At 45.9% G+C, this 25,606-nt stretch carries 23 protein-coding genes and 1 riboswitch; of the genes, 16 read left to right on the top strand and 7 right to left on the bottom strand.

All coding sequences use genetic code 11. From position 1 onward, the window contains the following. Nucleotides 1–74: 74 nt before the first annotated feature. Together JHD69_RS11955 and JHD69_RS11950 are read right to left on the bottom strand one after the other, a co-directional pair. A complete protein-coding gene (locus JHD69_RS11955; RefSeq protein WP_199140572.1) occupies nt 75–1,184 on the bottom strand; it encodes a hypothetical protein in 1,110 nt (369 codons plus the stop codon). Between the two features lie 178 nt (nt 1,185–1,362). Beyond that, nucleotides 1,363–1,665, bottom strand: a complete 303-nt coding sequence (locus JHD69_RS11950) for a GNAT family N-acetyltransferase (RefSeq protein ID WP_199140571.1) — start codon at nt 1,663–1,665, stop codon at nt 1,363–1,365. 675 nt (nt 1,666–2,340) lie between these two features. Between JHD69_RS11950 and JHD69_RS11945 the strand changes: the two genes are divergently transcribed. The 8 genes from JHD69_RS11945 to JHD69_RS11910 all read left to right on the top strand — a co-directional run bounded on the left by JHD69_RS11945 (nt 2,341) and on the right by JHD69_RS11910 (nt 11,776). Continuing rightward, nucleotides 2,341–3,594, top strand: a complete 1,254-nt coding sequence (locus JHD69_RS11945) for an efflux RND transporter periplasmic adaptor subunit (protein ID WP_199140570.1) — start codon at nt 2,341–2,343, stop codon at nt 3,592–3,594. After that, nucleotides 3,595–5,055, top strand: coding sequence for a TolC family protein (locus tag JHD69_RS11940; protein ID WP_199140569.1), 1,461 nt, complete (start codon nt 3,595–3,597; stop codon nt 5,053–5,055). It abuts the gene before it with no gap. A gap of 79 nt (nt 5,056–5,134) precedes the next feature. Continuing rightward, a complete protein-coding gene (locus tag JHD69_RS11935; protein WP_199140568.1) occupies nt 5,135–5,800 on the top strand; it encodes an ABC transporter ATP-binding protein in 666 nt (221 codons plus the stop codon). Nucleotides 5,801–5,809: 9 nt separating this feature from the next. Continuing rightward, the gene (locus tag JHD69_RS11930) at nt 5,810–7,048 is read left to right on the top strand and encodes an ABC transporter permease (protein ID WP_199140567.1); all 1,239 of its coding nucleotides are present in this window, start codon (nt 5,810–5,812) and stop codon (nt 7,046–7,048) included. Nucleotides 7,049–7,072: 24 nt separating this feature from the next. Continuing rightward, nucleotides 7,073–8,257, top strand: coding sequence for an ABC transporter permease (locus JHD69_RS11925; RefSeq protein WP_199140566.1), 1,185 nt, complete (start codon nt 7,073–7,075; stop codon nt 8,255–8,257). A gap of 21 nt (nt 8,258–8,278) precedes the next feature. Next, nucleotides 8,279–9,649, top strand: coding sequence for a sigma-54-dependent transcriptional regulator (locus JHD69_RS11920; RefSeq protein ID WP_199140565.1), 1,371 nt, complete (start codon nt 8,279–8,281; stop codon nt 9,647–9,649). Then, a complete protein-coding gene (locus JHD69_RS11915; protein ID WP_199140564.1) occupies nt 9,633–10,895 on the top strand; it encodes a sensor histidine kinase in 1,263 nt (420 codons plus the stop codon). The genes JHD69_RS11920 and JHD69_RS11915 overlap by 17 nt, the downstream gene beginning before the upstream one ends. A 65-nt stretch (nt 10,896–10,960) precedes the next feature. After that, complete coding sequence (locus JHD69_RS11910; protein WP_199140563.1) at nt 10,961–11,776, top strand: L,D-transpeptidase family protein; 816 nt, start codon at nt 10,961–10,963, stop codon at nt 11,774–11,776. 85 nt (nt 11,777–11,861) lie between these two features. Here JHD69_RS11910 and JHD69_RS11905 read toward each other — a convergent pair whose 3' ends face one another. From JHD69_RS11905 to JHD69_RS11895, 3 genes are all read right to left on the bottom strand, one after another. Continuing rightward, nucleotides 11,862–13,187: a sulfatase-like hydrolase/transferase gene (locus JHD69_RS11905; protein ID WP_199140562.1), complete on the bottom strand. Its 1,326-nt coding sequence runs from the start codon at nt 13,185–13,187 to the stop codon at nt 11,862–11,864. A gap of 139 nt (nt 13,188–13,326) precedes the next feature. Further along, entirely contained in the window at nt 13,327–13,752 is a 426-nt protein-coding gene (locus JHD69_RS11900; RefSeq protein ID WP_199140561.1) for an SRPBCC family protein, read from the bottom strand. 136 nt (nt 13,753–13,888) lie between these two features. Then, on the bottom strand, nt 13,889–14,248 hold the full coding sequence (locus JHD69_RS11895) for a response regulator transcription factor (RefSeq protein ID WP_199140560.1): 360 nt from the start codon (nt 14,246–14,248) through the stop codon (nt 13,889–13,891). Between the two features lie 147 nt (nt 14,249–14,395). After that, nucleotides 14,396–14,462, top strand: a riboswitch (Fluoride riboswitch). A gap of 27 nt (nt 14,463–14,489) precedes the next feature. Here JHD69_RS11895 and JHD69_RS11890 point away from each other — a divergent pair. Together JHD69_RS11890 and JHD69_RS11885 are read left to right on the top strand one after the other, a co-directional pair. Continuing rightward, nucleotides 14,490–15,797, top strand: coding sequence for a voltage-gated chloride channel family protein (locus JHD69_RS11890; RefSeq protein ID WP_199140559.1), 1,308 nt, complete (start codon nt 14,490–14,492; stop codon nt 15,795–15,797). A gap of 101 nt (nt 15,798–15,898) precedes the next feature. After that, on the top strand, nt 15,899–16,516 hold the full coding sequence (locus JHD69_RS11885; RefSeq protein ID WP_199140558.1) for a 2'-5' RNA ligase family protein: 618 nt from the start codon (nt 15,899–15,901) through the stop codon (nt 16,514–16,516). On the opposite strand, the gene JHD69_RS11880 is transcribed toward JHD69_RS11885, so the two are convergent. Next, a complete protein-coding gene (locus JHD69_RS11880; protein WP_199140557.1) occupies nt 16,513–17,424 on the bottom strand; it encodes a LysR family transcriptional regulator in 912 nt (303 codons plus the stop codon). The genes JHD69_RS11885 and JHD69_RS11880 overlap by 4 nt on opposite strands. A 98-nt stretch (nt 17,425–17,522) precedes the next feature. Here JHD69_RS11880 and JHD69_RS11875 point away from each other — a divergent pair, with 98 nt between their 5' ends. Together JHD69_RS11875 and JHD69_RS11870 are read left to right on the top strand one after the other, a co-directional pair. Then, a complete protein-coding gene (locus tag JHD69_RS11875) occupies nt 17,523–18,161 on the top strand; it encodes an NAD(P)H-dependent oxidoreductase (RefSeq protein ID WP_199140556.1) in 639 nt (212 codons plus the stop codon). Beyond that, nucleotides 18,133–18,423, top strand: a complete 291-nt coding sequence (locus JHD69_RS11870) for a putative quinol monooxygenase (protein ID WP_199140555.1) — start codon at nt 18,133–18,135, stop codon at nt 18,421–18,423. Before JHD69_RS11875 ends, JHD69_RS11870 begins: the two co-directional genes overlap by 29 nt. 64 nt (nt 18,424–18,487) lie before the next feature. Here JHD69_RS11870 and JHD69_RS11865 read toward each other — a convergent pair whose 3' ends face one another. Beyond that, on the bottom strand, nt 18,488–18,787 hold the full coding sequence (locus JHD69_RS11865; protein ID WP_199140554.1) for a Dabb family protein: 300 nt from the start codon (nt 18,785–18,787) through the stop codon (nt 18,488–18,490). 188 nt (nt 18,788–18,975) lie between these two features. On the opposite strand from JHD69_RS11865, the gene JHD69_RS11860 reads away from it, so the two are divergent. The 4 genes from JHD69_RS11860 to JHD69_RS11845 form a co-directional block, all read left to right on the top strand. Further along, nucleotides 18,976–20,589 (top strand): tetratricopeptide repeat protein, encoded by a 1,614-nt coding sequence (locus tag JHD69_RS11860; RefSeq protein ID WP_233165886.1) that lies wholly within the window; start codon nt 18,976–18,978, stop codon nt 20,587–20,589. Between the two features lie 250 nt (nt 20,590–20,839). Further along, a complete protein-coding gene (locus tag JHD69_RS11855; RefSeq protein WP_199140553.1) occupies nt 20,840–23,617 on the top strand; it encodes a TonB-dependent receptor in 2,778 nt (925 codons plus the stop codon). 29 nt (nt 23,618–23,646) lie between these two features. After that, nucleotides 23,647–24,906 (top strand): right-handed parallel beta-helix repeat-containing protein, encoded by a 1,260-nt coding sequence (locus JHD69_RS11850; RefSeq protein ID WP_199140552.1) that lies wholly within the window; start codon nt 23,647–23,649, stop codon nt 24,904–24,906. A 3-nt stretch (nt 24,907–24,909) separates the two neighbouring features. Continuing rightward, the coding region (locus JHD69_RS11845) for a phytase (RefSeq protein WP_199140551.1) at nt 24,910–25,606 on the top strand (697 nt) is incomplete at its 3' end.

Genomic DNA, 25,606 nt, shown 5'->3' with positions numbered 1-25,606 from the left:
CAAGCCACAAGAGCCCTTTCGTGTTAATAAATGTTAAAACCGATTTCATAATGGATTAGATTACAATGAATGAATTAAAAAATAACATGGACACCACCGCCATAGCCGATGTAAAGGCGCTGCAGGCGGTCAGACCCTTTGTTTTGCCACGAATGCAGGTGCTGCATATGGAGCAACTTGCCTTCGGCGGTATTGGTAGAAGTATAGTTGAAAGAAGGGCCTCCAAAAATTTCGAGGTGTTTGCCCAGTTTAAACGCAGGCAGCACTTTAAACGACGATTTGAAATAATCGCCCGCCTTGAAGTCTTCCAAATGGCTGGCTGTTAACTCTACATTGAGCCTGAATATATTGGAGGGGAAGAAGTGAGCCCCAAAGCCTGCTTCGGCTGCATACACTGCCTTTTTGTTTTTTAGGTTATAGCCAATACCCAATATGCCATACAATACCTTGCCCCCAGAGCGGAAAGTGAGCATGGTGGTTTGGCTCTCGTCGATACTCAAGCCTAGGCTTTTTTCTCCGTTTTTTACAAAGTTGAGGATACCGATTGGGCAGTCGCTGCTATCGGCCACATTGATGAAACCAGCTAGCTGTGCGCCTTTCACTTTTCTGGCCACATTGATAAAGCCGGCAATTTGTGTACCCTTAATGTCTTTGGCCACGTTGATGAAGCCCGCAAACTGCGAGGCACGCCCATTGGCAGCGATATTGGCAAAGCCCGCAAACTGGCCTCCTTTTAAATTTTTGGCTATATTGGCAAAACCGGCAAATTGCGTACCTTTTACTTCGCCACGCGCTACGTTGGCAAAGCCCGCCAAGGCAACGCTGCCACCCTTGCCATAAACATTGGCAAATCCGGCAAATAATGGTCCTGTAGCTTTTTTGCCGATATGGTTAGCAAAGCCCGCAAATTGCGGCCCATCAGCATGATTGAGCACAATGTTGGCCAAACCAGCGAAAGCTACGCCTTTCTCTACCGACGAGACCCCGGCAAGGAGGTGGATAGAAACATTATTGGTGTCTAATGGCGCATGTACGCCATTGCTGCTCAGTGGATAGATTAATCCGAAATGTATTTTGTTGCTGCGACTTTGGGCAAAACCCGAAAACCCGGCGCATAAAAGACTTAGCAGAACCAGGTTTCTTAAAATGAGAAGGTCATTAAAGGGGTAATTTTTGTTGATCATTTTCGTGTGATTTTAAAATGAGACAACAAAAGGCCGGCACACCCCTACGCGCTTACCGAAAAAAAATCAAAGCCCAAACAATCTGCTAAAAATCAATGCATTAAGAACACATCACAAACAAAAAACAGCCCAAACTCAATTGAATTTGGGCTGTTTGCCATTAAGCGAATGACGAAATCTATTCGTCTTCATTCTTTTTCCAGATATCTTCAAAATCTTGCGGATGCCTTTTAAATTGGGCATGCACATAAGGACAAAGTGGAATGACCTTCAAGTGGTTTGTCCTTGCATAGCTTACCATAGCATTGAGCAATTGCTTGGCCAGCCCCCTTCCTTCGGCCTGTGGCACCACCTCGGTATGATATACGATCATCTCGTCGCCAGTGATGGCCAAAGCCATTTCGCCTAGCTGTTCGCCATTTTCTGTGACTACAAAAGCGCCTTGGTTACGTGCATCTAAATTCAGTTTAAGTTCTTCCATGATTTTTAAGAGATAGGTATTATGATTTGGGTTCTATGATAATTTTTCTTTGTTATGTTAACCAATTAGGACTTTTTCCCATCCATTTCCAATAGGCCATAATAGCCACAACAACTATGCCTATTCAATAAAATTTGGGGCTTCGCTTTTATCGCCGATAGCATGATCAAACAACAACGCGACTTTCCAAATCCTTGCTATAAGCTTAAACAGTTGAGCAGGCCAAAAGAATATGCTAGTTTTAGAAGGGACACAGCCCGAGTGTATGCCTGGCCAAACGGCGCAGTTAATGCCATAAACGCGATTAAACCTAGCTGGTGTGCTTAGTTTTAACCAAGAGTGGCCAAGGAGAGTCTTCATCAGATAGCGTGCTAGAGCGTAGGCGAAGATAAGGATTAGATGAAGCCTTTTGCGGTTGGTAATGTAAAAATTTAGAGCAAAAAACAAATTGGTGTTTTAACCAAAAAATAATTTCGGCGAAATACGCCAGGTGCTATTTTTTTTCATGGAGCAAGTCTACACCAGTCACAGCATTTAGCCAGCTTTTTGTTCGATAAAAGGCAAAATGTTCGAAATCGGGCGTTTTTCGATTCTTAAAAATACATAAACATCTAATTATCAATAATTTAATATTGGCATCTTGCTTGTAAAACCTTGTTCAAAAAAAATCTATAAATGGACAAGCTCATCGAAGAAGAAGTAATCACCAAAAGAAAAAAGAAGCGTTACCTCGTGGCCGGCATCGTATTGGCCTTGTTGGTTTGCGGCATTTGGCTGGTTAGGACCTTTCTCAATCCCTCGATCAATACCAACCAGTTTACCACCGCCAAAGTAGAAATCGGCGACATCGAAAATACCATTAATGCAACCGGCGAAGTATTGCCAGAATTTGAAGAGGTATTGGCCAGTCCCATCAATGCCTCCATCAAAAACGTAGTGATGGATGCGGGCAATAAGGTAAAAGCCGGACAATCTATTTTAACGCTCGACAAATCGCAGGCCCAAACCGATTATGAAAAGCTCCAGTTTCAGATCGAATCGAAGCAGAACGAAATAGCCAAACTCAAACTCGACCTGGAAAAAAGCTTTTACGACATCAAATCGAACAACAACATCAAACAGTTGCGCATCAGCAACCTCAAAGATATGGTAGCCGGTGCACAGCGCTTGTTTAAAGCCGGAGGTGGCACCAAGGAGGAAATTGAACAGGCCCAGCTCAATCTTAAAGTAGCCGAACTCGAAAAGCAGCAACTCGAAAACGAAATCAAGAGCAAGCAGCAAACCATGAAAATCGAAATCAGGGAAGCTGAAATTGCACTAGCCATCCAACGGAACGATCTGGTCGCCTTAAAACGCAAACTCGACCTGGCCAATGTGGTAGCCAGCAGGGATGGCGTAGTAACCTGGGTAAACAAAAATATCGGCACCAGCGTACAACAAGGCGAGGCCATTGCCAGAATTGCCGACCTGAGCAGCTTTAAGGTAGCGGGCAGCATGACCGACAACCAGTTGGAGCAACTGCACAACAATATGCCGGCCATTATCCGCATCAACGATGAGCAGCTGCGCGGAACGGTAACCAACATTTCGCCTGCCATTAAAAACAGCATTGTTTCGTTCGATATCCGTTTCGACGAAAAGAACAACAAACTGTTGCGTCCTAACATGAAAGCCGATGTATTTTTGGTTACTGCGGTACACCACCAAGTAATCCGCGTGGCTAATGGCGCCACTTTTAACGGTTCTAACCTGCAGGACATTTTTGTATTGACCAGCGAAGGCAAGGCCGAACGCAGAACGGTTAAAACCGGACTCAGCAACTTCGACTATATCGAGATCGTCAATGGCCTGAAGCCCGGTGACGTCATCATCACTTCCGACATGAGCAGCTACAAGCATTCCAAAGTATTGACCATTAATAAGCCATAGATGATGAAGACTTTACTATTGGCCTTATTTTTAGCGTTTGGCTTTTCGGCCGCTGCCTTTACCGGGCCAGACACCCTGCGCCTGTCGCTGCCACAGGTGGTAGAAATGGCCAAAAGCAATTCTATTGCCGCCAAGCAGGCCATTACCGTAAAAGAAACCAAATATTGGGAGTGGCGCACGTTCAAATCCAATTACCAGCCTCAGTTGGCCTTAGAAGGCATCTTGCCGGGCTACAACAAAAGCTATACCCAAGTTTTGCAACCTAACGGTACCATTTTGTTTCAGCCGGTACACAACGACAACTCGTCGTTAACCATGAACTTTAAACAGAGCATAGCGGCCACGGGTGGCACCATTTATGGCACTACACAATTGCAGCGTTTTGTCGATTTCGATCGCCATAACGTATTGTACAATGGTATTCCCTATGGCCTGGGCTATACCCAGCCCTTGCTACAGTTCAATAGCCTGAAATGGGACAAGAAGATAGAACCCCTCAAATTCGACGAAAGCAAACAAGCCTATATCGAAGCGCAGGAAAAGATTTCGATTACCGTAACCGAGTATTTTTTCGACCTGTTATTGGCGCAGGTCAACCTGAGCATTGCCGACACCAACCTCGAAAATACACAACGGATACTGACCATTGCCAATACCAAATTCGAACTGGGCAAAATTGCCAAAAACGAGATCCTGCAGCTGCAGCTCGAACAGCTCAACGCCCAAAAAGCCGTAGGCACGGCCAAGCGCGACATGGAAATTGCCACCCTTAACCTGCGCAGCTACATTGGCATAGAAGGCGAAGATCGCATTGTTTTGGACATGCCTACCGCGGTTAAACAAATGACCGTGGCCACCGAAAAAGTACTTGAAGAGGCTTTTGCCAACCGCTCTGATGCCATTGCCTTTGTAAGGCGCATTGCCGAAGCCAAGCGGGACGTAGCCAAAGCCAAGGGCGAAAACGGATTAACCGCAACGCTAAGAGCCAACTTGGGCTTTTCAAATGCAGCCAACAACGCTTTCGATGTGTATCGCTCGCCCAAAAGCCAGCAATCGGTACAGCTGCAGCTCTCGGTTCCTATCCTCGATTGGGGGCGCTCCAAATCGCGCAGCAAAACCGCCGAGGCCAACGAAAAATTTACCACTTATGCCGTTGAGCAGGATAAGCAGACTTTTAAGCAACAGATTGTTACGCAGGTTACACTCTTTAACATGATGAAAGAGCAATTGCAACTGACAGCAGAAGCCGAAAAAATTGCAGCCGAAAAATATAAAATTGCCAGCGAACGCTATGTATTGGGCAATCTGAGCATTACCGACCTCAGCATTGCCTTCCAGGAAAACGATCGTGCCAAGCGCGACTATGTTAGCTCGCTGAAGGACTTCTGGGGCGCCTATTACCAGTTGCGCTACCTCTCGCTTTACGACTTTGAAAAAAACCAGAAAATAACCTACCAATGATAAATGAGTGAATGTATACACGAACCATAAACCTTAATCCTTTAACCAATTTTTAATATAAAATCATTAACTATACGACATGATACGCTTACAGAACATTGAAAAAGTTTACCGCACGGCTACGGTAGAAACCCTGGCCATCAATGGCATCAGCCTTGACATAGCCAAAGGCGAATTCTTATCTATTATGGGGCCTTCTGGCTGTGGCAAAAGTACCCTGCTTAACATTATGGGTTTGTTAGACGAGCCCTCAAAAGGAATTGTACAGATAGACAATCAGCAGATTTCGAGCTTTTCAGACCAGCAACTGGCCAAATTCAGGAACCAGAAGCTGGGCTTTATTTTCCAGAGCTACCATTTGATCAACGATCTGCAGGTATTGGATAATGTAGAGCTGCCCCTGCTTTACAGAACGGCATCGGCCAAAGAGCGCCGGGTGTTGGCCACCGAAGCCTTAGAAAAAGTTGGCTTGAGCAACCGGCTCAAACACTTCCCTTCGCAGCTTTCGGGCGGGCAGCGCCAAAGGGTAGCCATTGCCCGGGCCATAGTGGGCAGACCGCAAATCATATTGGCCGACGAGCCTACCGGTAACCTCGACAGTGCCATGGGCAACGAAATTATGAATATCCTCATTAACCTGAACCGCAACGACGGCACCACCATCGTTATGGTTACCCATGATGAAAACATGGCGCACAAAACACATCGTTTGGTGCGCTTATTTGATGGTTCTCAAGTTCAATAATCCTGTATCATGCTTAAAAATTATTTCAAAATAGCCATAGCGGTACTCAAGCGAAGAAAATTCTTCACTTTCATCAGCTTGTTCGGCATCAGTTTCACGCTCACCATTTTGATGGTAGCCACAGCGTTTTTAGACAAGGTAATCAGTGCGGGGTATCCCGACAATAAAAGAGACCGGAGCCTGTACGTGGCCACTATGGAATTCAACAACACCAAGCAAGGCTGGATCAACAGAAGCGATGTTTCGTTTTACTTTCTAGACCATTACGTAGCTACGCTGAAAACACCCGAAAAACTGGCCATTTCTTCGAGTGCGCAGGCCACTAATGCCTATATCAACAATAAAAAGATAGTTATCAATTTCAAATTCACCAATGCGGCCTACTGGGAGGTTCTAGAATACAATTTCTTGGAAGGGAAACCTTACAGCGCCCAGGAAATCGCGACAGCCAGCCAGGTAGCGGTCATTTCTGAAGATACCAAGAAGGCTTATTTTGGAGATATTCCCAGCGCATTAGGCAAATACATCCTGGTAGACAATGTAAATTACAGGGTAATTGGCGTGGTAGACAACGTAAACCGAACCATGTACAACATTTACGGCGACGTTTACCTGCCCTACACGGTCTCTAAAGCCGATTATAAAAAGGTAGAGCTGATGGGCGGCTACAATGGTATTTTGCTGGCCAAAAACAAAGCCGATATGCCCAAAATACAAGCCGAGTTTGATCAAATGATGACCAAGGTGCCCATTCCCGACAAAGAGTTCGATAAATTGTACAGCAACGCCGATCCTTTTTTTGAAAGCATGACCAGAAGGATTTTTGGCGATGGCTCCAATTCGGGAAAAAGCAAGGCGCTTGCCATATTGGGCACAGTGGTATGCTTGTTCGTATTGCTGCCTACGCTCAATTTGGTTAACATTAACATTACCCGCATCATGGAGCGTTCTTCAGAAATTGGGGTACGCAAGGCCTTTGGCGCCTCTTCCAAAACACTGGTCTATCAGTTTATCGTAGAGAACCTCATCCTAACCCTGCTGGGAGGCTTCATCGGCATTGTTTTGTCGGTATTGATTATTTATGCGATTAACGATTCGCAACTGATTCCCAACCTTAACCTCACTTTTAACCTCAAGGTTTTAGGCTATAGCTTGCTGGCCTGCTTGTTTTTTGGGCTTATTTCTGGCGTATACCCAGCTTGGCGCATGTCGAGGTTAAACGTAGTTACAGCATTAAAAGCCCAATAACATCAACTATTAAAAGAAATTATCATGTTTAAGCATTTATTCAAATTATTGTGGAACAAAAAGAAACAAAACTTCTTGTTCCTCTCAGAAATACTGGTGTCTTTTTTGGTCATCTTTACCGTATGCTCTTTTTTGGTATTCTACTACCAAAACTACAGTAGGCCTATGGGCTTCGAATACAAGCAGGTATGGCCCATCAGCTACAGCAATGTGCCCCAGTTTAAAACTGCCGATTCGGCCATTGCCTATTTCGAAAACCTGCGCCAAGGCATAAAGGCCATGCCCAACGTAGAGGCCGTTAGCTTTGCCAGCAGCAACTATCCTTTTTCTAACAGCACCATGAGTACGGGCATTCACTACAAAGGCAAGAAATACGACCGGGTAAACCATTACGAGGTAGACCAAGAATACAACAAGGTAATGACCATCAGTTTGCTGGAAGGCAGATGGTTCAACGCCAATGATGCCATTAGCAAAGACAAACCAATACTAATCAATGAAACGCTAAAAACAGCCATGTTTGGCGACCGTCCAGCTACTGGGCAACTGATTGGCGATTACGATGACAAGGAAAAAATGAAGGTTATCGGGGTAATGAAAGACATCAAAGCCAACGGCGATTACTGGCCCGCAGGCAACGCCATGTTTGTACCGACTGATACGGCGACCAGCAGATGGCAAAACAACATCCTGGTAAAAGTTAAACCGGGCTCCGATGCCGCTTTTGAGGGCAAACTCAACAAGTTTTTGGCCAATTACATGAAAAACTCGACCATAGAAATTTCACATTTGGACCAGATGCGGGATTCGAAAAATTCGGAAACCGTTATCCCCATGATTATTTTTATCATCGTGGCCAGCTTCTTGGTCATCAATGTAGCCTTGGGTTTGTTCGGGGTACTTTGGTACAACATCAACAAGCGTAAAGGCGAGATCGGTCTGCGCCGTGCCATTGGCGCCAGTGGCAAATCGGTGGCTTACCAGCTAGTTGGCGAATCGCTCATTCTGGCTACCATGGCTTTGATCGTAGGTTGTTTCTTTGCGGTTCAGTTTCCTTTGCTCCATGTATTCAACCTGCCGGCCAATGTTTATATCATGGCCATGCTGTTGTCTATCAGTTTTATTTATTTGCTTGTTTTTATCTGTTCGCTTTATCCGGGCAAACAGGCCGCCACCATACATCCGGCAATTGCATTGCATGAAGATTAATTCATTATCTTAACTTCGCGTATGATCTTAATTGTTGACGACGACATTGCGGTTAGAACCTCTTTGCTCTTATTGTTGCAGAACCATAAGTACGAAGCCATCGGTGCCGAAAGTGCCGGCAAGGCCTTAAAAATAATAAACCAGCAAACGCCCGAGCTCGTTATCCTCGACCTGAATTTTTCTATAGATACTTCTGGAAAGGAAGGGATGGCCCTGCTCAAAAAAATAAGAGAGAACCATACCATGCCCGTGCTACTCATTACCGGCTGGGGCAGCATAGCATTGGCCGTTGAAGGCATGAAATTAGGTGCGAATGATTTCATTAACAAGCCTTGGAACAACGACCATCTGCTCCAGTCGGTAAAAACACTGCTGAGCCTGCAAAACCAGCAGCCTGCACCACAAAACCGCAAGCAGTTAGACAAACAATATAACTTTAAGCAGCTGATTGGCGAAGATGCGCGAATGATTGCCATTTTAGAAACCATTGGCCGTGTGGCCGCCACCGATGCTTCGGTACTGATTACCGGCGAAAGTGGTACCGGCAAGGAACTGATTGCCGAAGCCATCCACGAAAACAGCAAAAGAGCAAATAAACCCTTTGTAAAAGTAAATTTGGGTGGTATTTCTGCTTCTCTTTTCGAAAGCGAAATGTTTGGCCATATTAGAGGAGCCTTTACCGATGCCCGTTTTGACAGAGCCGGACGCTTTGAACTGGCCAATAAAGGCACTATATTTTTAGACGAAATTGGCGACTTGGAAAGTGGCAGCCAAGTGAAGCTATTGCGGGTACTGCAAGACAGAACTTATGAAGTGCTAGGCAGCAGCCGCACCAAAACAGTAGATGTACGGGTAGTTTGTGCCACCAACAAAAACCTGAACGAATTAGTTGCGAAAGGCCTTTTTAGGGAAGACCTCCTCTACCGCATCAATTTAATCCACATCCATTTGCCTCCGTTAAGGGAACGCAATGGCGATATTCCTTTGCTGGTCAACTTTTTTATTGGCAACATGCAGGAAATCTATGGCCGCCCTGGGCTGTCGGTAGCTCCCGCCGCCATGAAGTGGCTGCAAAAGCTCCAGCTTCCAGGCAACATCAGGCAACTGAAAAACCTAATCGAACGAACGGTATTGGTTAGTGGCAACGAGGTGCTTAACATTGAAGATTTCCAGTCGCAACTGGAGCTTTCGCCGGTTCAAAAAGACAAAAATCAATTACCAGGCGTGGGCACCATGACTTTGGAAGAAATGGAAGAGGGCATGGTGCGACAAGCCATGAGTTTTCATAAAAACAGAATCAGCAAGGCCGCAGCGGCCTTGGGCATTACCCGCAATGCGCTTTACCGCCGTTTAGAAAAATACCAAATCCCGTTTAATGAGGCTGAAGATTAAATATATCGCGTTCATCATGATCATTCACCTGGTAGCCCTGGTTTTAAGCTATTTGGTGTTCGAAAAAGACAAGCTCATCTTCATGGTAGCCGAAATACTGGTTATTTTTTCCATTCTCATTGCCCTTAGCCTGTACCAGCAACTCATCAGGCCTTTAAACTATCTGCAAGAAGGCATCAATGCCATCAAAGACCGCGACTTTACAGTCAAGTTTCTGCCCACCGGCAAAAAAGAAGTCGATTCGCTGATTGGCGTTTACAACCAGATGATCGATGAGCTGCGCCAGGAAAGAACAAGGCAGGAAGAACAGCATTTTTTCTTGGAAAAGCTAATCCATACCTCTCCTACCGGCATTATTATTTTAGATTACGATCGTCAGGTTAAACAGATCAACCCCAAAGCTGGAGAAATTTTAAATGCCAATCCCGAAATACTGCATAAATATGTACACCAACTCCAGGTTGGCACGGCCAAAATTATCCGCGTGCAGGGCCTCAGGACTTACAAGCTACAGAAATCTCATTTTATAGATCGTGGTTTTGAAAGGGTTTTCATTTTGCTGGAAGAGGTAACAACCGAGATACTTGAAACCGAGAAGAAAGTATACAGCAAAGTCATCAGGATGATGGCCCACGAAGTGAACAATACCATCGGGCCGGTAAATTCGATCATCAGCACCGCTCTACAAACCCAAGACCTTTGGCAAAACGCGGCACACATCCCATTGCAAAATGCACTTGAAATAGCTTTAGACCGAAACCAGAACCTGAACCTGTTTATGCGCAACCTGGCCGATTTGGTAAAACTGACGGCCGTAAACCGCCAGCAAGTCGACCTATCGGCACTGCTCAGGTCTATTGCGCAGCTGCTGCATTTCAATGCTACGCAAAGAGGCATCGTTTTCCAATTCGACCTTCCAGAAGCTCCTTTTTATATCCAGGCAGATATGCCGCAGATGGAACAGGCCCTGCTCAACATCGTAAAAAATGCCACCGAAGCTGTCAACGAAAACGGATTAATCAAGTTCATGCTTTTCGCAGCGGAGAAAAAACTCATCATTGCCGATAACGGGCCCGGCATTTCGGAAGAACACAGCGAACAGCTGTTCAGTCCTTTTTTCAGCACGAAGAAGGATGGCCAAGGCATTGGCTTAACTTTGGTCAGGGAAATTTTATTGAACCATGGCTATGAGTTCTCCCTCAAAACCATTGGCCCAGGCCAAACCTACTTTACCATCTACTTTTAAAAAATATTTCAAAAAACTATAAAGTTAGTTACAGTTTGGTTAACTTTATTTCAAAGGTTTAAGACATGAAATATGCTGGCGTTTTTTTATTGCTCGCCTTGATGGCTGGCACTTGGATTTGGCTACTGGCAAAAGACCCTGTAACTGCCCAAACTACCCCTACTGAAACCCTTTGGAGCGATTCGCTTTTACAATACCTGCCCAAAAGCATAGATAGCAGTATTTTGGTGGAAGACAATCAAGGCAATCAGCTCAAGTTTAAACAATACATTGCTCCCCTTTTTAATCAGGAGGCGATGATTTACCAAGACAATGGCCAATGGAAACTGCAACGTTTTAACGAAAGCGCAATGGATTCGCTCAGAAAAGACGATTACGCGGTCGCAAGATCGGCCAGGTGGGAAGCCTATAGAAATCGGAATACAAGCAAGGCCTGGTCCGACAAACTAAAAGACATTGCCAACATGCTGGCCCTGGGCGATCATGTACTGGTTTTAAAAAGCCAAAGAAAATTACTGGTGAGCCGAAACGGCATTAAGCTTTTAGAACTGCCCATTAACCTGGGCTGGTCGCCGGTGGGCAACAAGGTAAGCGATGGCGATGGGAAAACACCCGAAGGAATTTATCACCTAGACTTGAAAACCGAACGCAACGACAACTTCTATAAAAGCATCTGGATTTCCTATCCCAATGCCGAAGATAAGCTCATGGCTAAAAAAAGGGGCGTTAAGCCAGGAGTCGGCATCATGATCCATGGCACAACGCCTGCCAAAAAGAACGCCAAAGATTGGACGGCAGGTTGCATTGCCCTATCCAATAAGGACATTGACAGCTTGTTTACCCACATTGGCCCAGGAGCCAGCATAGAAATCCGCAAATAGGCAAAAGCAATGGCTAAGGTACGGTTTTTATGCCCGCGCTTAGCCTGCCCCATGCTATTGGTTTTTAATCTGGTTGCCTCAATAATCAATTTTTCCCATATGGGTATTGGTCTAGTTTAGCCGTAAGCCTGGCCGTAAGTTCAGGATAATCGCTTTTCAGGTTCACGCGTTCTGCCGGGTCGGCCTCGAGGTTATACAATTCGATAGTCGTTTCATCTTTTTCTTTGATGCGTCGAAGCTTCCAAATGCCATCCCTTACCGCTTCGGGTACGCCATTGTTTACATAATAAAATGGTTGGTGCGCCACCGCACGCTTGCCGGTAAGCAGGTTGCTCACATTTTCGCCATCCAAGGTTTGGCCCTTAGGCAGGGTACTGCCCGTAATGCTAGCCAAGGTTGGCAAAATATCCAAACAAGTCAATGGTTTTTTCAATACACTGGGCTGCGTTTGTCCGGCCCAGTAAAAAATAAAGGGAACTCGGTCGCCACCCTCATAAGTAGTGCCTTTGCTCCCCCTAAAAATTCCGGCGTAACCGGCGTGGTTGCGTTTGGTCACATGGTCTTCGCTCATCCTGTCGGGATAGTTGGACCAAGGGCCGTTATCGCTCGAAAAAATAAAGATGGTGTTCTTGGCAAAGCCCTGTTGCTCAATGGCCTTCCAAACCGCCGCAATGCTTTTGTCCATTTCGTTGACCACAAAGCCCAGTTCGCCACCTTTTTCGTTATTGTTCTTGTTCTTCTGCGCAGCAAACCAAACCGGCAAATGGGGCATGTTGTAAGCCAGGTACAGAAAGAAAGGCTGGTTTGCTTTTTGTTTTTTGATAAAGCTGATGGCCTCCTTGCCGTATAAATTGGTTAATGAACTATCGGCCGGCTGTATAATTTCGGCTTTGTTGCCCCGATAAATTTTTAAGGTCGAATCTGTTTTTACGTAAGGCGTGTGGTAATCGTGGCTGTACAACATGCCATAATAGTTTTGAAAGCCCTGTTGCATGGGCAGGTTTTCGTAATGATCGCCCAAATGCCACTTGCCCACCATAGCTGTTTTGTAGCCGTTTGCCCTAAGCATTTCGGCCAGGGTCACTTCGGCCGCGGCCAGTCCCTGTTTTTGGCCCGGCGCCAAGGGCGATGGGATGTCGAAACGCGTAGGGTATCTTCCGGTAAGCAAGCTGCCACGCGATGGCGAACACGAGGGCGAAGTAACCGCATAATTGGTGGCTTTTATGCCTTTGGCCGCCATTTGGTCTAAAAATGGGGTTTCGATTACCGGATTGCCATAGCAGGATAAATCGGCATAGCCCAAATCATCAGCCAAAATAAGTACAATATTGGGGCGTTGCTGGGCAACAACAAGTTGCGTTAAGCCCGCAAAGAGGAATAGAAAGCCTCCTTTTAATAGGTTGTTGATCATGGTAAATGGTTAAGGATAGATTCTAGCACTAAAGTTAATCCTTATTTTCTATTTTACCACTTTCTATCGAGTTAGATTGGCATAAGACCTGCCTTAGCCCTAAGCAGCCAAGGCAGATTGTGCCTGATGTGCGCTTAAACTAAAGCTGTTCTGTATATTTCTTAAAGTTGTCTAAAATCGCCTGCCAGCCACCTTGCTGCATTTCGATGGGATTCGTATCTTCCGGGTCGAATGTTTCGGTTACCTTGGTACTGATGCCTAGATCTTCGAAAACAATTTTCACTTTGCGGCCATCTTCCATGGCATAGGCAATTAATTGGTGCGGTTCTACCTCGCTGTAAACGCCGCCGAAATCAAAACTAAAGCTACCATCTTTGGCGGCCATGGTGGTTTTAAATTTTCCATCTTTGCGCAGGTCGTTCTCGGCATAAGGCGCATGCCAATCAGGCGAGGCTTGGCACCACTGGGTAATGTGCGCTGGTTCGTTCCACGAATTCCAGACTTTTGCAATAGGCGCATTGATAACGGCGCTAACAGTAATTGGGTTTTTGGTTGCAGTTTCCATGTTCAAATTATTTTTGTGTTTTTTAATCGTTATTGGATAAAGCAAAGTTAGTGCAAGCCAGTAACACCAGACAAGGGCAAATCTGACAAATATAGGGTGGAAAAGCACGCAAAGAGACAGGGAGATTGAGCTCTAGCTATTCGAGGTAACGTTCTACCCGATGCTGAAAATCGTCGATATTAAAAGGCTTGCCGATAAAATCTTCGGCACAGGCATCTTTATAAACCATTTTTTTATCGGCGTTGGCCGACATGATGATAACGGGCACCTGTGTAAACTTCTGACTCGATTTCAGTTCCTTGCAAACTTCTATGCCGTTGCCATCGGGCAACATCACATCCAACACAATTACATCTGGAACGGCCCGTTGCATCGCGAGATGAAAAGCCGCCACATTAGGACAAATGGTAACCTCATAAGTTTCGCCACTCAAGATGTATCCAATCAGTTCTCCTATATCTTCGTTATCTTCAACAACGTAAACCTGTTTTTTCATAGCTATTAGATACAACAAAGCTGAGGGGCTACTGTTTAAAAAAAAGCAAGAAAATATTGACAACTAGCGTGTTAAAAATAAGTTGAGCCAAAAACAAAGGTTAATTTTAAACTATTTATTTAACTTTCTCCCCGCAAGTTTATAAATTTGTGGCAAGGAAATGGTGTCTTCCTAATTGAACCGCCCTAAAAACGCTGATGACGCCTGGTTATGGATGTTAAAACATTTAATCAGGATTGTTATGCCCTTTAAAACAGAAAAGACCATCAGCCAAAAAACCAGCTTGCAATTTCGCTTATGCTTCAGGAAGTACCCTGCCCTGCCCTATTTACTCAAATGGCTTTTCATTTGTGCCATCATCGGCATCATGGTAGGATCGGCTTCGGCTGGCTTTCTGCAATCGCTTAATTGGGTAACCGCTTACCGCGAAAACCATGTTTGGCTCATTGCGTTGCTACCTCTTGCAGGCCTGCTCATTGGTTTGCTCTATCATCATTACGGAAAGGATGTGGAAGCGGGCAATAACCTGCTCATCCAAACCTACCATCGTCCGCAACAAACCATTCCCTTTAAAATGGCACCCTTTGTTTACCTGGGCACCTTGGCAACGCATTTGTTCGGCGGATCTGCAGGCCGTGAAGGCACTGCCCTGCAAATGGCCGGCGCCCTAAGCGATCAGCTCTGCAAACCTTTTAAACTGAGCCCAGCCGACAGGCAAACGCTGCTGGTGGCTGCCGTAGCGGCAGGCTTTGGCTCTGTTTTCGGCACCCCTTTGGCCGGTGCCATTTTTGGCCTCGAACTTTTCCTGATCGGCAAATTAAAATACGATGCCATTTTTCCGGCATTTATGGCGGCTATACTGGCCAACCTGACTACCCAATGGTGGCAGGTACATCATACCACTTACCAGATGGGCGATATTCCGCGCCTTGCGTTGTTGCCCATGGGCTATGCCCTACTAGCCGGTTTGGCTTTTGGGCTTTGTGCAGCTGCCTTTAGCAAACTGATGCATTGGGCGAGTACTGCCTTTAAAAAGTTCATCAAATATCCGCCACTTAGGCCCGTTGCTGGAGGCCTTATGGTAGCCTCGGCCGTTTGGGCTTTAGGCCATACCCAATACATTGGCCTAGGCATTCCTACCATTGTTGGTGCTTTCCAGGCACCGTTGGGTTTTGAGGTATTTGCCCTTAAAATGGCTTTTACCATTATAACACTGGCGGCAGGCTTTAAAGGTGGCGAAGTAACACCACTGTTTTTTATTGGAGCGGCGCTGGGCAGCGCACTTTCCTTTTGGTTGCCCCTACCTGTTGGCCTCCTAGCCGGGATGGGTTTTGTAGCGGTATTTGCCGGGGCCACCAATACGCCTCTGGCCTGTACGGTAATGGCTATTGAATTGTTCGGGTCAGATTGTGGCGTTTATGCTGCACTGGCTTGTGTAACCGCTTACCTCATTTCTGGCCATACGGGAATCTATCGTGGACAGGTAATCGGCGAGGCCAAAAATACCCGATTTAAGCGTTATAACAATAAGCGTCTGGAAGAACTTTAGGCCTCAGGCAAGCCACTAGCAGGCAACAAATTAGCTGAAATTAAATTTGCAAATTACTAATAAATTTAGTAATTTAGTTTCCCGATCCTAATTTTTTTGCCATGGCTAAGAAAACCGCTTATGCATTTTACGAGCACTTGTTGCTGCTTTCGCCCGACCAGAAAGTAAACGCCGAAATTATGGACATTAAAACGGCCTACAGCAACGATTATGGGCTGGCCAGTGCCATCAAATCGAAACCGCACATTACTTTGGCCAATTTCGGGCAGTTTGAAAGTATGGAGAGGCCAATTGTTGAAGATTTTGAAAAACTTGCCAAGGCCATTCCGCCCACAACCATCAAATTGTCTGGTTTCGGCCAGTTTAACTACCGTACCATTTATGTGAATGTAATCAACAACAAACCTATTGCCCAAGGTGTTAGCGCCATGAAACTGAGGCTGAGCAAAAAACTGAATGCATTGGATACCTTTAAGCCTTCGTTTAGTAACAACCTGCACCTTACCATTGCCCGCAATATGGCCGAACCTCAGTTTAGACAAGCCTGGGAAGAGTGGGGAAAAAGGCGATACAATGCTTCTTTTGCCGCCAATGGCATGCTCCTTCTCAAACGCGAAATAGATCCGCTTACTTTCAGTCCCAAAGAAAGCTACCGATTGGTCAAGTATTTCCCTTTTACCGGCAAAGAACAAGAGGCAGAACAGCTGGCTTTGTTTTAATCGCGTGTGGAGTTAAGCATTTCCTTTTCAAAGATCTCTTGTATCTTGGCCAGCTGATCGGCATAGATGGTCTTGCTTCTCGTACCGAAATGCAAGGTGTTCTCGATGGGTTTTTCGCCTTCCCAAACCACTTTTACCTGACCCGCATCCAACTCTTTTTTAGAAAGGAAATCGGGGACCACCGCAAAGCCGCTCCGACCGCTTAGGCAACGCAAAATAGAGCAGATGTTGGGTACGATAAAGTTGGGCCTAAAATCGGGGCGTTTCTCAAAGTTCTGATACCAAAAGCGTCGCAAGTGCTCCATATCTCCCGTTGTACCGTACCAGGTCTGTGTTTTTAGCCATTGCTGCGCCGCGGCAAAATCCCGATGGGCAATCAGCGCTTCAAATTCCTTCGTAGCTGTTTCCTTACCGGCTACCAGCACCAGTTTTTCCTTAAAAAAAGGCTTGTATACCAAATTCTTGTAATCGCCTTTTTGTGGCGTAATGATCATGTCTAAAATACCATTGTCTAAATCGGCCAACATTTCGGGGTATTCGCCAAACTTGATGATTACGTTAAAATCCAGGGTGGGCAGATAAGGTTCGAGGGTAAACTGAAAGGTTTCGAAGCACATGCCAATGCTTACGGTAGGAATATCTTTTTCCGTACTTTTTTTAAAGTGTTCTTCCGCTTCCTGCAATTTGCCAATAGGCTCTAAAATAAAATTATACAGGATCTTGCCACGCTCGGTAGGCACCATTTTTCTCGAGCTCCGATCAAACAGCTTGTAGCCTACATAAGATTCGAGCGAGCTCAGGTGCAAACTTACCCCTGGCTGCGAAACATACAGCGATTCGGCAGCCCCGGTGAGCGAGCCCGTTTCGTAAATCGCTTTAAACGTGCGGTACCATTCTAGATTGACCATAATTCTATTTATTATAATTATGATACAAATATATAATTTATATTATTTTAATAGTAAATAAAGAGGCGGTAATTTTGCTTCATCAATAGAGAAACAACATGGACTTTAAAAAAATATTCATCATTAACGGTGGCCAGGTTTTCGGGCATTCAGGTGGCCGTTTCAATCAGACCATCACCAATTTCAGCATCAATTTTTTAGGCCAATTGCCTGGCGTAAGCATTCGCTCTACCAACATCAACGAGGTTTACGATGCCAACAAGGAAGTAGAAAATTTTGTATGGGCAGATCTGGTGATTTACCATACGCCTATTTGGTGGTTTCAGGTACCCAATGGCTTTAAAAAATACATAGACGAGGTATTTACCGCTGGCCACCAAAAGGGCATTTACCATAGCGATGGCCGTTCGTCCGATAACCCGAACATCAACTACGGCACCGGCGGCCTGTTGCATGGCCGACACTACCTGGTTACCAGCAGCTGGAATGCCCCAGCTACGGCATTTACCTTGCCCGGCGAGTTTTTTAACGAAAAAAGCGTAGACGAGGGCGTACTTTTCGGCTTCCACCGCATGAATGCCTTTGTGGGCATGCAACCTTTGCCAAGCTTCCATTTTCACGATGTAGAAAAGAATGCAGATATTGCGCGCGATTTAAAGGCATACGAAAAACACCTCATCCAATTATTCAGCATCAAAAACAAACCTCATGAGCATCTATCTCACAGCATTGGTTAAAAGCAAACCCGGCAAGGCCGAAGAACTGAAAGCCGTTCTTCAAAACATGGTTGTCCATTCGAGGCAAGAAACCGCCTGCCTCCAATACGACCTGCACCAATCGACCGAAGACGAAAACCTTTTCATCTTTCAGGAGGAATGGACGAGTGCCGAGGGTTTGGCGGCCCACAACCAACAAGCCTATATTACCGACTTTGTGGCCGTGGCGCCCGAGCTAACGGAAAGCGCACCCCTGATTTACCTCACGCAAAAAATAAGTTAAAATAGCATTAAAAAAGGCCTCAGCTTAACAGCTGAGGCCTTTTGATTCATTGAGCAGTTAGGGCTTAGTTCTGCGCATCGTAAATGACTACTTTTTCAAAGAAAATGCGGAATTCGTCTAAAAAGACTTTGTGTACCGGATGCACCTGATAAACATCATGCGCAGCCAAATCCTCGAAAAAAAGAACCAGGCTGAAGGTATAAGTGGTATCAACTACGGCTCTTTCAATAGGCGCAGGCGTGCCAATATGATAGTTTTTTACAACTTCGATCTGTTCAAGCGTTTGCAGGCCCTTTAAAAAAGCCGCTTTCTGTTCGTCGCTGGTATCGGCTTTTAGCCAGAATAAAACGTGGTGTGCAATCATGTATTAAATTTTTGGCCAATTTAGGGATTGTTATCCTCATATTCCATCACGGCTATCTAATTAATTGGCGTAAAGGAAGAAACATTCATGAGGCTTAAAGGCCTAAAGTTTAAAATACACGCACCGAGGTAACATTGAGTTAACATGAAGTTGGTTTATTTGAAGATTGTAAACCTGCTTTTTGGCGTATGGCAAAAGTACCTTTGTTGTTTTGTTTCCTGATGGTCCTACTTGGCGTACCCCAACTTTTGCGGGCACAGTCGACAGACTTTACAAGCATACAGTCCATCAGCCAAAAGCATCCCGATACTGCACTGATCATCCTCAAAAAACTGCATGCCAAGGCATTGGCCGAAAACAATGAGCTGGCCGAGGCCTTGTGCCTGCAACAAATGGGCAAAGTATGCTACAACCAGGGGCACTATGCACAGGCGCTCGAATTTTACCTGCATGCCGATAAGCTATTCTCTACCCATAACCAACGCGATTTATTAGCCGCCAACCTGGGCGAAATAGGAGTGCTTTATTATTACAACAAACAGCTCGACAAATCGCGTGCGCAGTACAACAAAGCCTTGGCCTTGTACCAACAAACCGGAAACTTAAAGGGGCAAGCCCAGATTTTAGGCAACATAGGCCACTTGTACGAAAAGCGCCAACAATACGACAGCGCTTTTTATTATCAGCATTTGGCACTCGAGCAATACAAACTGACCAATTACAAGCAGGGCATTGCCAAGATTTACGAAAACCTAGGCAGCATTTACGAAGATCTGGCCAAATACGACTCGGCGCACGCCAGCTTCGCGCACTCGCTCGAGCTATACAAATTAGACCATAACGAAGTTGGCAGCATAGAAGTACTCAATAATTTAGGCGATATCCTAAGAAAAACAGGCCAATATGCCGCCAGTATCGCGCGCTCAAAACAGGCGTATGACTTGGCCCTGCAAAACGACAACATTTACCAATTGGCTTCGTGCAGCAAAGACCTGGGCAAGGCCTACGAGCTGATGAACCGCATGGACAGCGCCTATTATTATGCCGAACTGAGCCGGAAATATTCGCTCGAAGTTTATTCTAAGGAAGCGGTTAACCAAACCTCATTTTTGCAGGTGTTGTACGACATCAACAAAAAAAGCGATGAGATTGCCCGTCTCAACAACAGCCGAAAAGTAAACCGCATCATCACGGTGGCTGTAGTTGTTGTGGTGGTATTATTGATTATCCTCAGTATCGTTATTTTCAGCCGGCAACGCCTCAAGCTCAAAGACCAAAAGGTTTTGGCCCGGCAACGGGAAGTAGAACATGAACTGGTACAACTGGAACTAAAAACCCAGCAACTGGAAGACGAAAATCTGAAACAGGAGCTCGACATCAAGAGCAAGGAACTTTCTACCCACACCCTCAACCTGATTAAGCACAACAAATTTCTCGAAGAACTACGCAACAAGCTGCAATTAATGGTTAAAGACGACAAACGCGACCAGAAAAAACAGATGCAACAACTCATTAACCAGATTAACGACAGCTTTAGCCATGAGCAATACTGGAAGGAATTTACCGCCGCCTTTGAAAAGGTACACCAAAGTTTTTTCGACAAGCTCAAAGCCTACAGCAACGAATTGACCGCGGCCGACCTCCGATTGGTTTCCTTGTTAAAGATCAATCTCGAATCAACAGACATTGCCATTCTGCTCGGCATTTCTACCGACAGCCTCCGCGTTTCGCGCTACCGGTTAAGAAAAAAACTGAACATTCCGCAAGGCGACAACCTTACTGCTTTCATACAAGCCATCTGATATTTTTAGCTATTATTTTTCGGCTTTGCAGCGCTTAACATTTGCTTAATGTAACGGTAATAAAATGATAACGGAGGTTTAAATAAAACATAATTGATTAAAAATCAATTACTTAATAAAGCTTGTTGCTTTCTGGTTTACGGTATTGGTAACGCTGTTGCCTTTTTGTAACTCTTCAGATTTCACTCCTAACCGATTGCCTCCACATCTTTGCGGCGTCATTTAAAATCCTTGACTTAACGCAAAGCAAATGAGCAAATTTTTAAAACTTCTTTTCCCCCTATTATTTGTGGTTGGCATTGCTAATGCCGCCAAATTAAAGGGACATGTTTACGACAAGCAAACCGGCGAAGCCATCGTTGGCGCAACCGTAGTGCTCGAAAATACCGGCAGGGCAACCACTACAGGCCTCGATGGTTCATTTGAGCTGAAAGACGTAAAACCAGGCAAAACCGTGTTGCGGATCTCTTACCTTACCTACACCACCGTAAGCCAGGATATCAACATTTTAGGCGAAGACAATCCGCATGTTAAAATCTACATGGAGCCCGCCTCTAAAATACTGGGCGAGGTAACCATTAAGGGCGTAGGCAACGGCAACAACGAAAACGAAGCCCGCAGGATAGAGCAAAACGCCAATCAGGTGATGAACATCGTTTCGGCCAAGGCCATAGAAATTTCGCCCGACCTAACCGTAGCCAACGTGATCCAACGGGTATCGGGTATTTCGGTTGAACGCAATAGCAACGGCGATGGCCAATACGCCATTTTGCGTGGCATGGACAAACGCTACAACTACACTTTGGTAAACGGCGTTAAAATTCCAAGTCCGGATAACAAGTACCGCTATGTGCCCCTCGACCTTTTTCCGTCAGATTTGTTAGACAGGCTCGAGGTCTACAAAACCCTAACCCCGAACCTTGAAGGCGATGCCATTGGCGGGGCGGTAAATATGGTGATGAAAAATGCGCCAAACCACTTCCAAATTAACGCCAATTTGGCTACGGGCTATAATCAGCTGTTCTTCGACCGCAAGTTTACCAGTTTCAATTCGGCCAGCAGCAACAGCAAATCGCCATACGAACTGCAGGGCAGAACCTATAACGCCACGCAAGCCGACTTTAGCAAAGGAACACTTGATTATACGGCCAAAAATCCGGCGCCGAACCTTATAGGCAGCCTCTCCATTGGTCAGCGCTTTTTAGACGGTAAACTGGGCGTAATTGTTGCCGGAAGCTATCAAAACACCTACCGTGGCAGCAACAGTACGTTCTACAATTCGGCTGTAACTGGTACCGACCAGTATGCGGTAATTACCAGCAAAGACTACCGTCAATATTCAGAGCAACAAACCCGCTTGGGCCTGCACGGCAAGGTTGACTATATTTTTGACCAAAACAACAAAATCAGTCTTTACAATTTTTATGTTAACCTTAAAAACAAGCAGCTGCGCGAGGGCGTGAGCACCACCTATAATGGCGTTTATGATCCAGCCAATGGCAATGCCGAACTGGTGTACAACACCCGCAGTCGTTTAACGCAACAGGAAATCTACAACAGCACCTTGCATGGCGATCACAAATTCTTCGCCAACAAATTCAAGGTACAATGGTCGGCGGTATACTCATCGGCACGAAACGAAGTGCCAGACAATACCACGATCAGCCTGAACGGCATCGAAAAGAACTTTGTGGCTAGTCGCTTAAGCCTGGTTAACACCGCTCCGGTTAACCGCCGTTGGGAACGTAACACCGACGAAGATAAGGCTGGTTATCTCGATTTAACCTACACCGCAACCATTGCAGGCACCAAAGTTGATTTTACAGCGGGCGGACTTTATCGCGACAAGCAAAGAAGCAGCTTCTTTAACAATTACACCCTTGCGCCTACCGCAGCCAATGCCGGCTTGGTTTATGGCAAGGATTTCCAAAACTACACCGACCTCAACTTGGTGGTAAGCAACCCCACCGGTGCGGTAAGCAATCCTTTAACTTATGACGCGAACGAAAAAATTAGCGCCGGCTATGGCATGCTGAACTTTAGCCTTAACCAATGGCAGGTAACCGGCGGCGCCAGGATAGAACATACCAACCAGGGTTATCAATTGTTGTTTCCGGCCGGAGAAAGCAAACCAACGGGCAACCAATCTTACACTGATGTATTGCCAAGCTTGACCTTGAAATATCACCTCACCGAAAAAGCACAGCTACATGCTTCGTACTACAAGGCGCTAAACCGTCCTGGATTTTACGAAATTGTACCGAGCAAGGTGGTGAATGAGGAGTACCAGGAACGTGGCAATCCGAACCTGAAACGCGCTTTGGCCGACAACTTCGACTTGCGCTACGAACTGTTTCCGGGTGCATCCGAACAATTGTTGGTGGGCGTCTTTTACAAAAACATCAAAAACCCAATCGAATATACTTTTCAGCCAGATGCTACCCGCGGACAAGACATCTACTACAGTCCGGGTAACTTTGGCAATGCCAAAAACTATGGCGCAGAGCTGGATTACATCAAATTCTTCCACAAAATTGGGGTTAAGGCCAACTATACCTACACACATTCGAGAATTACCACGCCCAAAACTTCCCGTCAGCGAGATGCAGTTACCGGCGATATCAAAGCTGTTTCGGTTGATCAATCAAGGCCATTGTATGGTCAGTCAGAACATATTGCCAACCTTTCTTTATTGTACAAAGACACCAAAAAGGGCTGGGATGTGCAATTGGCAGGTGCCTACACAGGGCCGCGTATCAACACGGTATCGCAGTTCCTCAACAACGACCTTTGGCAACAAGGCTTTATCCAGATGGATCTTTCGGCCGAAAAGCGTTTCAAACATGGCATCAGTGCCTTTATCAAAGCCGGCAACTTGCTAAACACCCCTACCAAGCTCTTCATCAAAGGCACCAACCCTGAGAACGAAAAAATCAAGGAAGAGCTAATTAGTAACGGTCATACATTAATCAGAAACGACAATTACGGTCAAAGCTACCTGATTGGCGTTCGCTATAAACTCAACTAATTGATTACAAACCATCAAATTTAAAAGCAATGAAATTTAAACAGATTCTTAACCTCTTCTTGCTCTTGGCCCTGGCTATGGCAGGTTGCGAAAAGGCAAATATTGATGTAGATACTACACCCGGCAACGGATCGGCCATTGGCGAAGTTTCGGGAGTATGGGCCAAGGGAAGCACGCAGGTTATCAAAGGCGACATCATCATCCCTGAAGGCAAAAGCCTCACCATTGAAGAAGGGGTTACCGTATTGATGGATACGATTGCCAAGCCCGAAATCATCGTAAAGGGAAATCTTTACGCCTTGGGAACAGCCGAAAATCCAATCAAATTTACCGTTAACGAGTTTTATAAAACCGCAGCCAAAAAATTCGGCAAGCTATGGGGCGGCATTTTGGCCGCGCCTACCTGTGCCGAACTCGTATTAGACCACACCATAATCGAATATGGCGGTTCTACCACCTCCGACGCCTCTACGTCGGTAAAAATGGGGCTTTACAAAAACAAAGCCGGCGAAAACCTGCCTGCGCTTTGGTTCTCGAACGTAAAAGGCAAACTGGTGGTAACCAACAGCATTTTCCGTAACCTACAAGAAGACTGTACCTATATTGAGGGTGGCAAAATCATCTTCGCCAACAACGTATTCTATACCACGGGCGTAACGGGTGGCGAAGCCATGAACTTTAAATCGGGTTGTTTGGCCGATATAGCCTACAATTTGGTTTACAGCACCAATACCAATGCACTCAAGCTCTCCAACAGTGGCGACAGAACACCACAGACCTACATTATTGCCTACAATAACACCATGGTAAACACCGGCTGGCGCAGGCCTACCGCCAAAGGAGGCTCGGTTTGGCTAGAAAGTACCGTCCGTGCCGACCTGTACAACAACCTGTTTGCCAATACCCGTTTTGGTGTGAAAAGAGACCCTAAAAACCCGGAAGACAAACGCTCGGTATACACCAACAACTGGTATTATGGCTACGACCAAACTACGGTAAACCAATTTCAGCCAAGTGGCGATGTGATCGGTGGCACCAACGATGTAATCGGCACCAAAGCTGGCGACAACGATCCGAAATTTGTAAATTATCCGCTCAACAATTTGGTAACCAGCCCCGATTTCAATACCGCCTGGGATTTCCACCTGCAAGGAAACTCACCGGCCCTGACCAAGGGAACTACCAATTTTACCCGTCACCATAAGGCAGGTCTTACCATGACCAATGGCATTACTTACATATCTCCAGAGCCTTCTACCTTTGTAGGTGCTTATGGCATTAAACTGTAACCAATGAATTTGAATAAACTGAACTTTACTTTATGGCCGGCTTTGCTGCTATTGGCGGCCTGCAAAACCAACAGCACCGACACAACGAACAGCATTAAGCCGGTTATTATTACCGAACCTGTTAAATATGATACCGACGATCCTGCGATCTGGATCAACAAGGCCGACCCTGCGCAAAGCTTGATCATCGGAACCGATAAAGACGCAGATGGCGCACTTTATGTTTTCGACCTGAAAGGCAAAATCATAGCCGACAAAGTGGTAAGGGGACTAAAAAGACCCAACAATGTTGATTTGGCTTACGGTCTGTTATTGAACGGCAAGCCTACTGATATTGCCATTGCTACCGAACGCATGACCCATAAGCTGCGCATCTTTTCGTTGCCCGACATGAAGCCGGTAGACAAAGGCGGGATTGATGTTTTTGTAGGTGAAACCGGCCCCGAATACCGCGATTTGATGGGCATTGCCATCTACACCAGCAAAGACGGCAAAATGTACGCCATTGTAGGCCGTAAAAATGGTCCAAAAACTGGTGGCTACCTGTGGCAATACCTGTTGGAAGATGATGGAACTGGCCATGTAAAGGCTACTTTGGCGCGCAAATTCGGCGAGTACAGTGGCTGTCTCTTATACACATCTAAAACGGGGGGGGGGGGGGGGGGGGGGGGGGGGGGGGGGGGGGGGGGGGGGGGGGGGG

It is taken from the genome of Pedobacter sp. ASV12, from assembly GCF_016429155.1.
In the GTDB taxonomy this organism is placed as follows: Bacteria; Bacteroidota; Bacteroidia; order Sphingobacteriales; family Sphingobacteriaceae; genus Pedobacter.
This window is presented reverse-complemented; position numbering and strand designations above follow the sequence as displayed.

Excerpts from the sequence above, each read along its gene's own strand:
- JHD69_RS11955 (WP_199140572.1), bottom strand. The coding sequence starts at position 1,184 with ATGATCAACAAAAATTACCCCTTTAATGACCTTCTCATTTTAAGAAAC.
- JHD69_RS11950 (WP_199140571.1), bottom strand. The coding sequence starts at position 1,665 with ATGGAAGAACTTAAACTGAATTTAGATGCACGTAACCAAGGCGCTTTT.
- JHD69_RS11945 (WP_199140570.1), top strand. The coding sequence starts at position 2,341 with ATGGACAAGCTCATCGAAGAAGAAGTAATCACCAAAAGAAAAAAGAAG.
- JHD69_RS11940 (WP_199140569.1), top strand. The coding sequence starts at position 3,595 with ATGATGAAGACTTTACTATTGGCCTTATTTTTAGCGTTTGGCTTTTCG.
- JHD69_RS11935 (WP_199140568.1), top strand. The coding sequence starts at position 5,135 with ATGATACGCTTACAGAACATTGAAAAAGTTTACCGCACGGCTACGGTA.
- JHD69_RS11930 (WP_199140567.1), top strand. The coding sequence starts at position 5,810 with ATGCTTAAAAATTATTTCAAAATAGCCATAGCGGTACTCAAGCGAAGA.
- JHD69_RS11925 (WP_199140566.1), top strand. The coding sequence starts at position 7,073 with ATGTTTAAGCATTTATTCAAATTATTGTGGAACAAAAAGAAACAAAAC.
- JHD69_RS11920 (WP_199140565.1), top strand. The coding sequence starts at position 8,279 with ATGATCTTAATTGTTGACGACGACATTGCGGTTAGAACCTCTTTGCTC.
- JHD69_RS11915 (WP_199140564.1), top strand. The coding sequence starts at position 9,633 with ATGAGGCTGAAGATTAAATATATCGCGTTCATCATGATCATTCACCTG.
- JHD69_RS11910 (WP_199140563.1), top strand. The coding sequence starts at position 10,961 with ATGAAATATGCTGGCGTTTTTTTATTGCTCGCCTTGATGGCTGGCACT.
- JHD69_RS11905 (WP_199140562.1), bottom strand. The coding sequence starts at position 13,187 with ATGATCAACAACCTATTAAAAGGAGGCTTTCTATTCCTCTTTGCGGGC.
- JHD69_RS11900 (WP_199140561.1), bottom strand. The coding sequence starts at position 13,752 with ATGGAAACTGCAACCAAAAACCCAATTACTGTTAGCGCCGTTATCAAT.
- JHD69_RS11895 (WP_199140560.1), bottom strand. The coding sequence starts at position 14,248 with ATGAAAAAACAGGTTTACGTTGTTGAAGATAACGAAGATATAGGAGAA.
- JHD69_RS11890 (WP_199140559.1), top strand. The coding sequence starts at position 14,490 with ATGCCCTTTAAAACAGAAAAGACCATCAGCCAAAAAACCAGCTTGCAA.
- JHD69_RS11885 (WP_199140558.1), top strand. The coding sequence starts at position 15,899 with ATGGCTAAGAAAACCGCTTATGCATTTTACGAGCACTTGTTGCTGCTT.
- JHD69_RS11880 (WP_199140557.1), bottom strand. The coding sequence starts at position 17,424 with ATGGTCAATCTAGAATGGTACCGCACGTTTAAAGCGATTTACGAAACG.
- JHD69_RS11875 (WP_199140556.1), top strand. The coding sequence starts at position 17,523 with ATGGACTTTAAAAAAATATTCATCATTAACGGTGGCCAGGTTTTCGGG.
- JHD69_RS11870 (WP_199140555.1), top strand. The coding sequence starts at position 18,133 with ATGAGCATCTATCTCACAGCATTGGTTAAAAGCAAACCCGGCAAGGCC.
- JHD69_RS11865 (WP_199140554.1), bottom strand. The coding sequence starts at position 18,787 with ATGATTGCACACCACGTTTTATTCTGGCTAAAAGCCGATACCAGCGAC.
- JHD69_RS11860 (WP_233165886.1), top strand. The coding sequence starts at position 18,976 with ATGGCAAAAGTACCTTTGTTGTTTTGTTTCCTGATGGTCCTACTTGGC.
- JHD69_RS11855 (WP_199140553.1), top strand. The coding sequence starts at position 20,840 with ATGAGCAAATTTTTAAAACTTCTTTTCCCCCTATTATTTGTGGTTGGC.
- JHD69_RS11850 (WP_199140552.1), top strand. The coding sequence starts at position 23,647 with ATGAAATTTAAACAGATTCTTAACCTCTTCTTGCTCTTGGCCCTGGCT.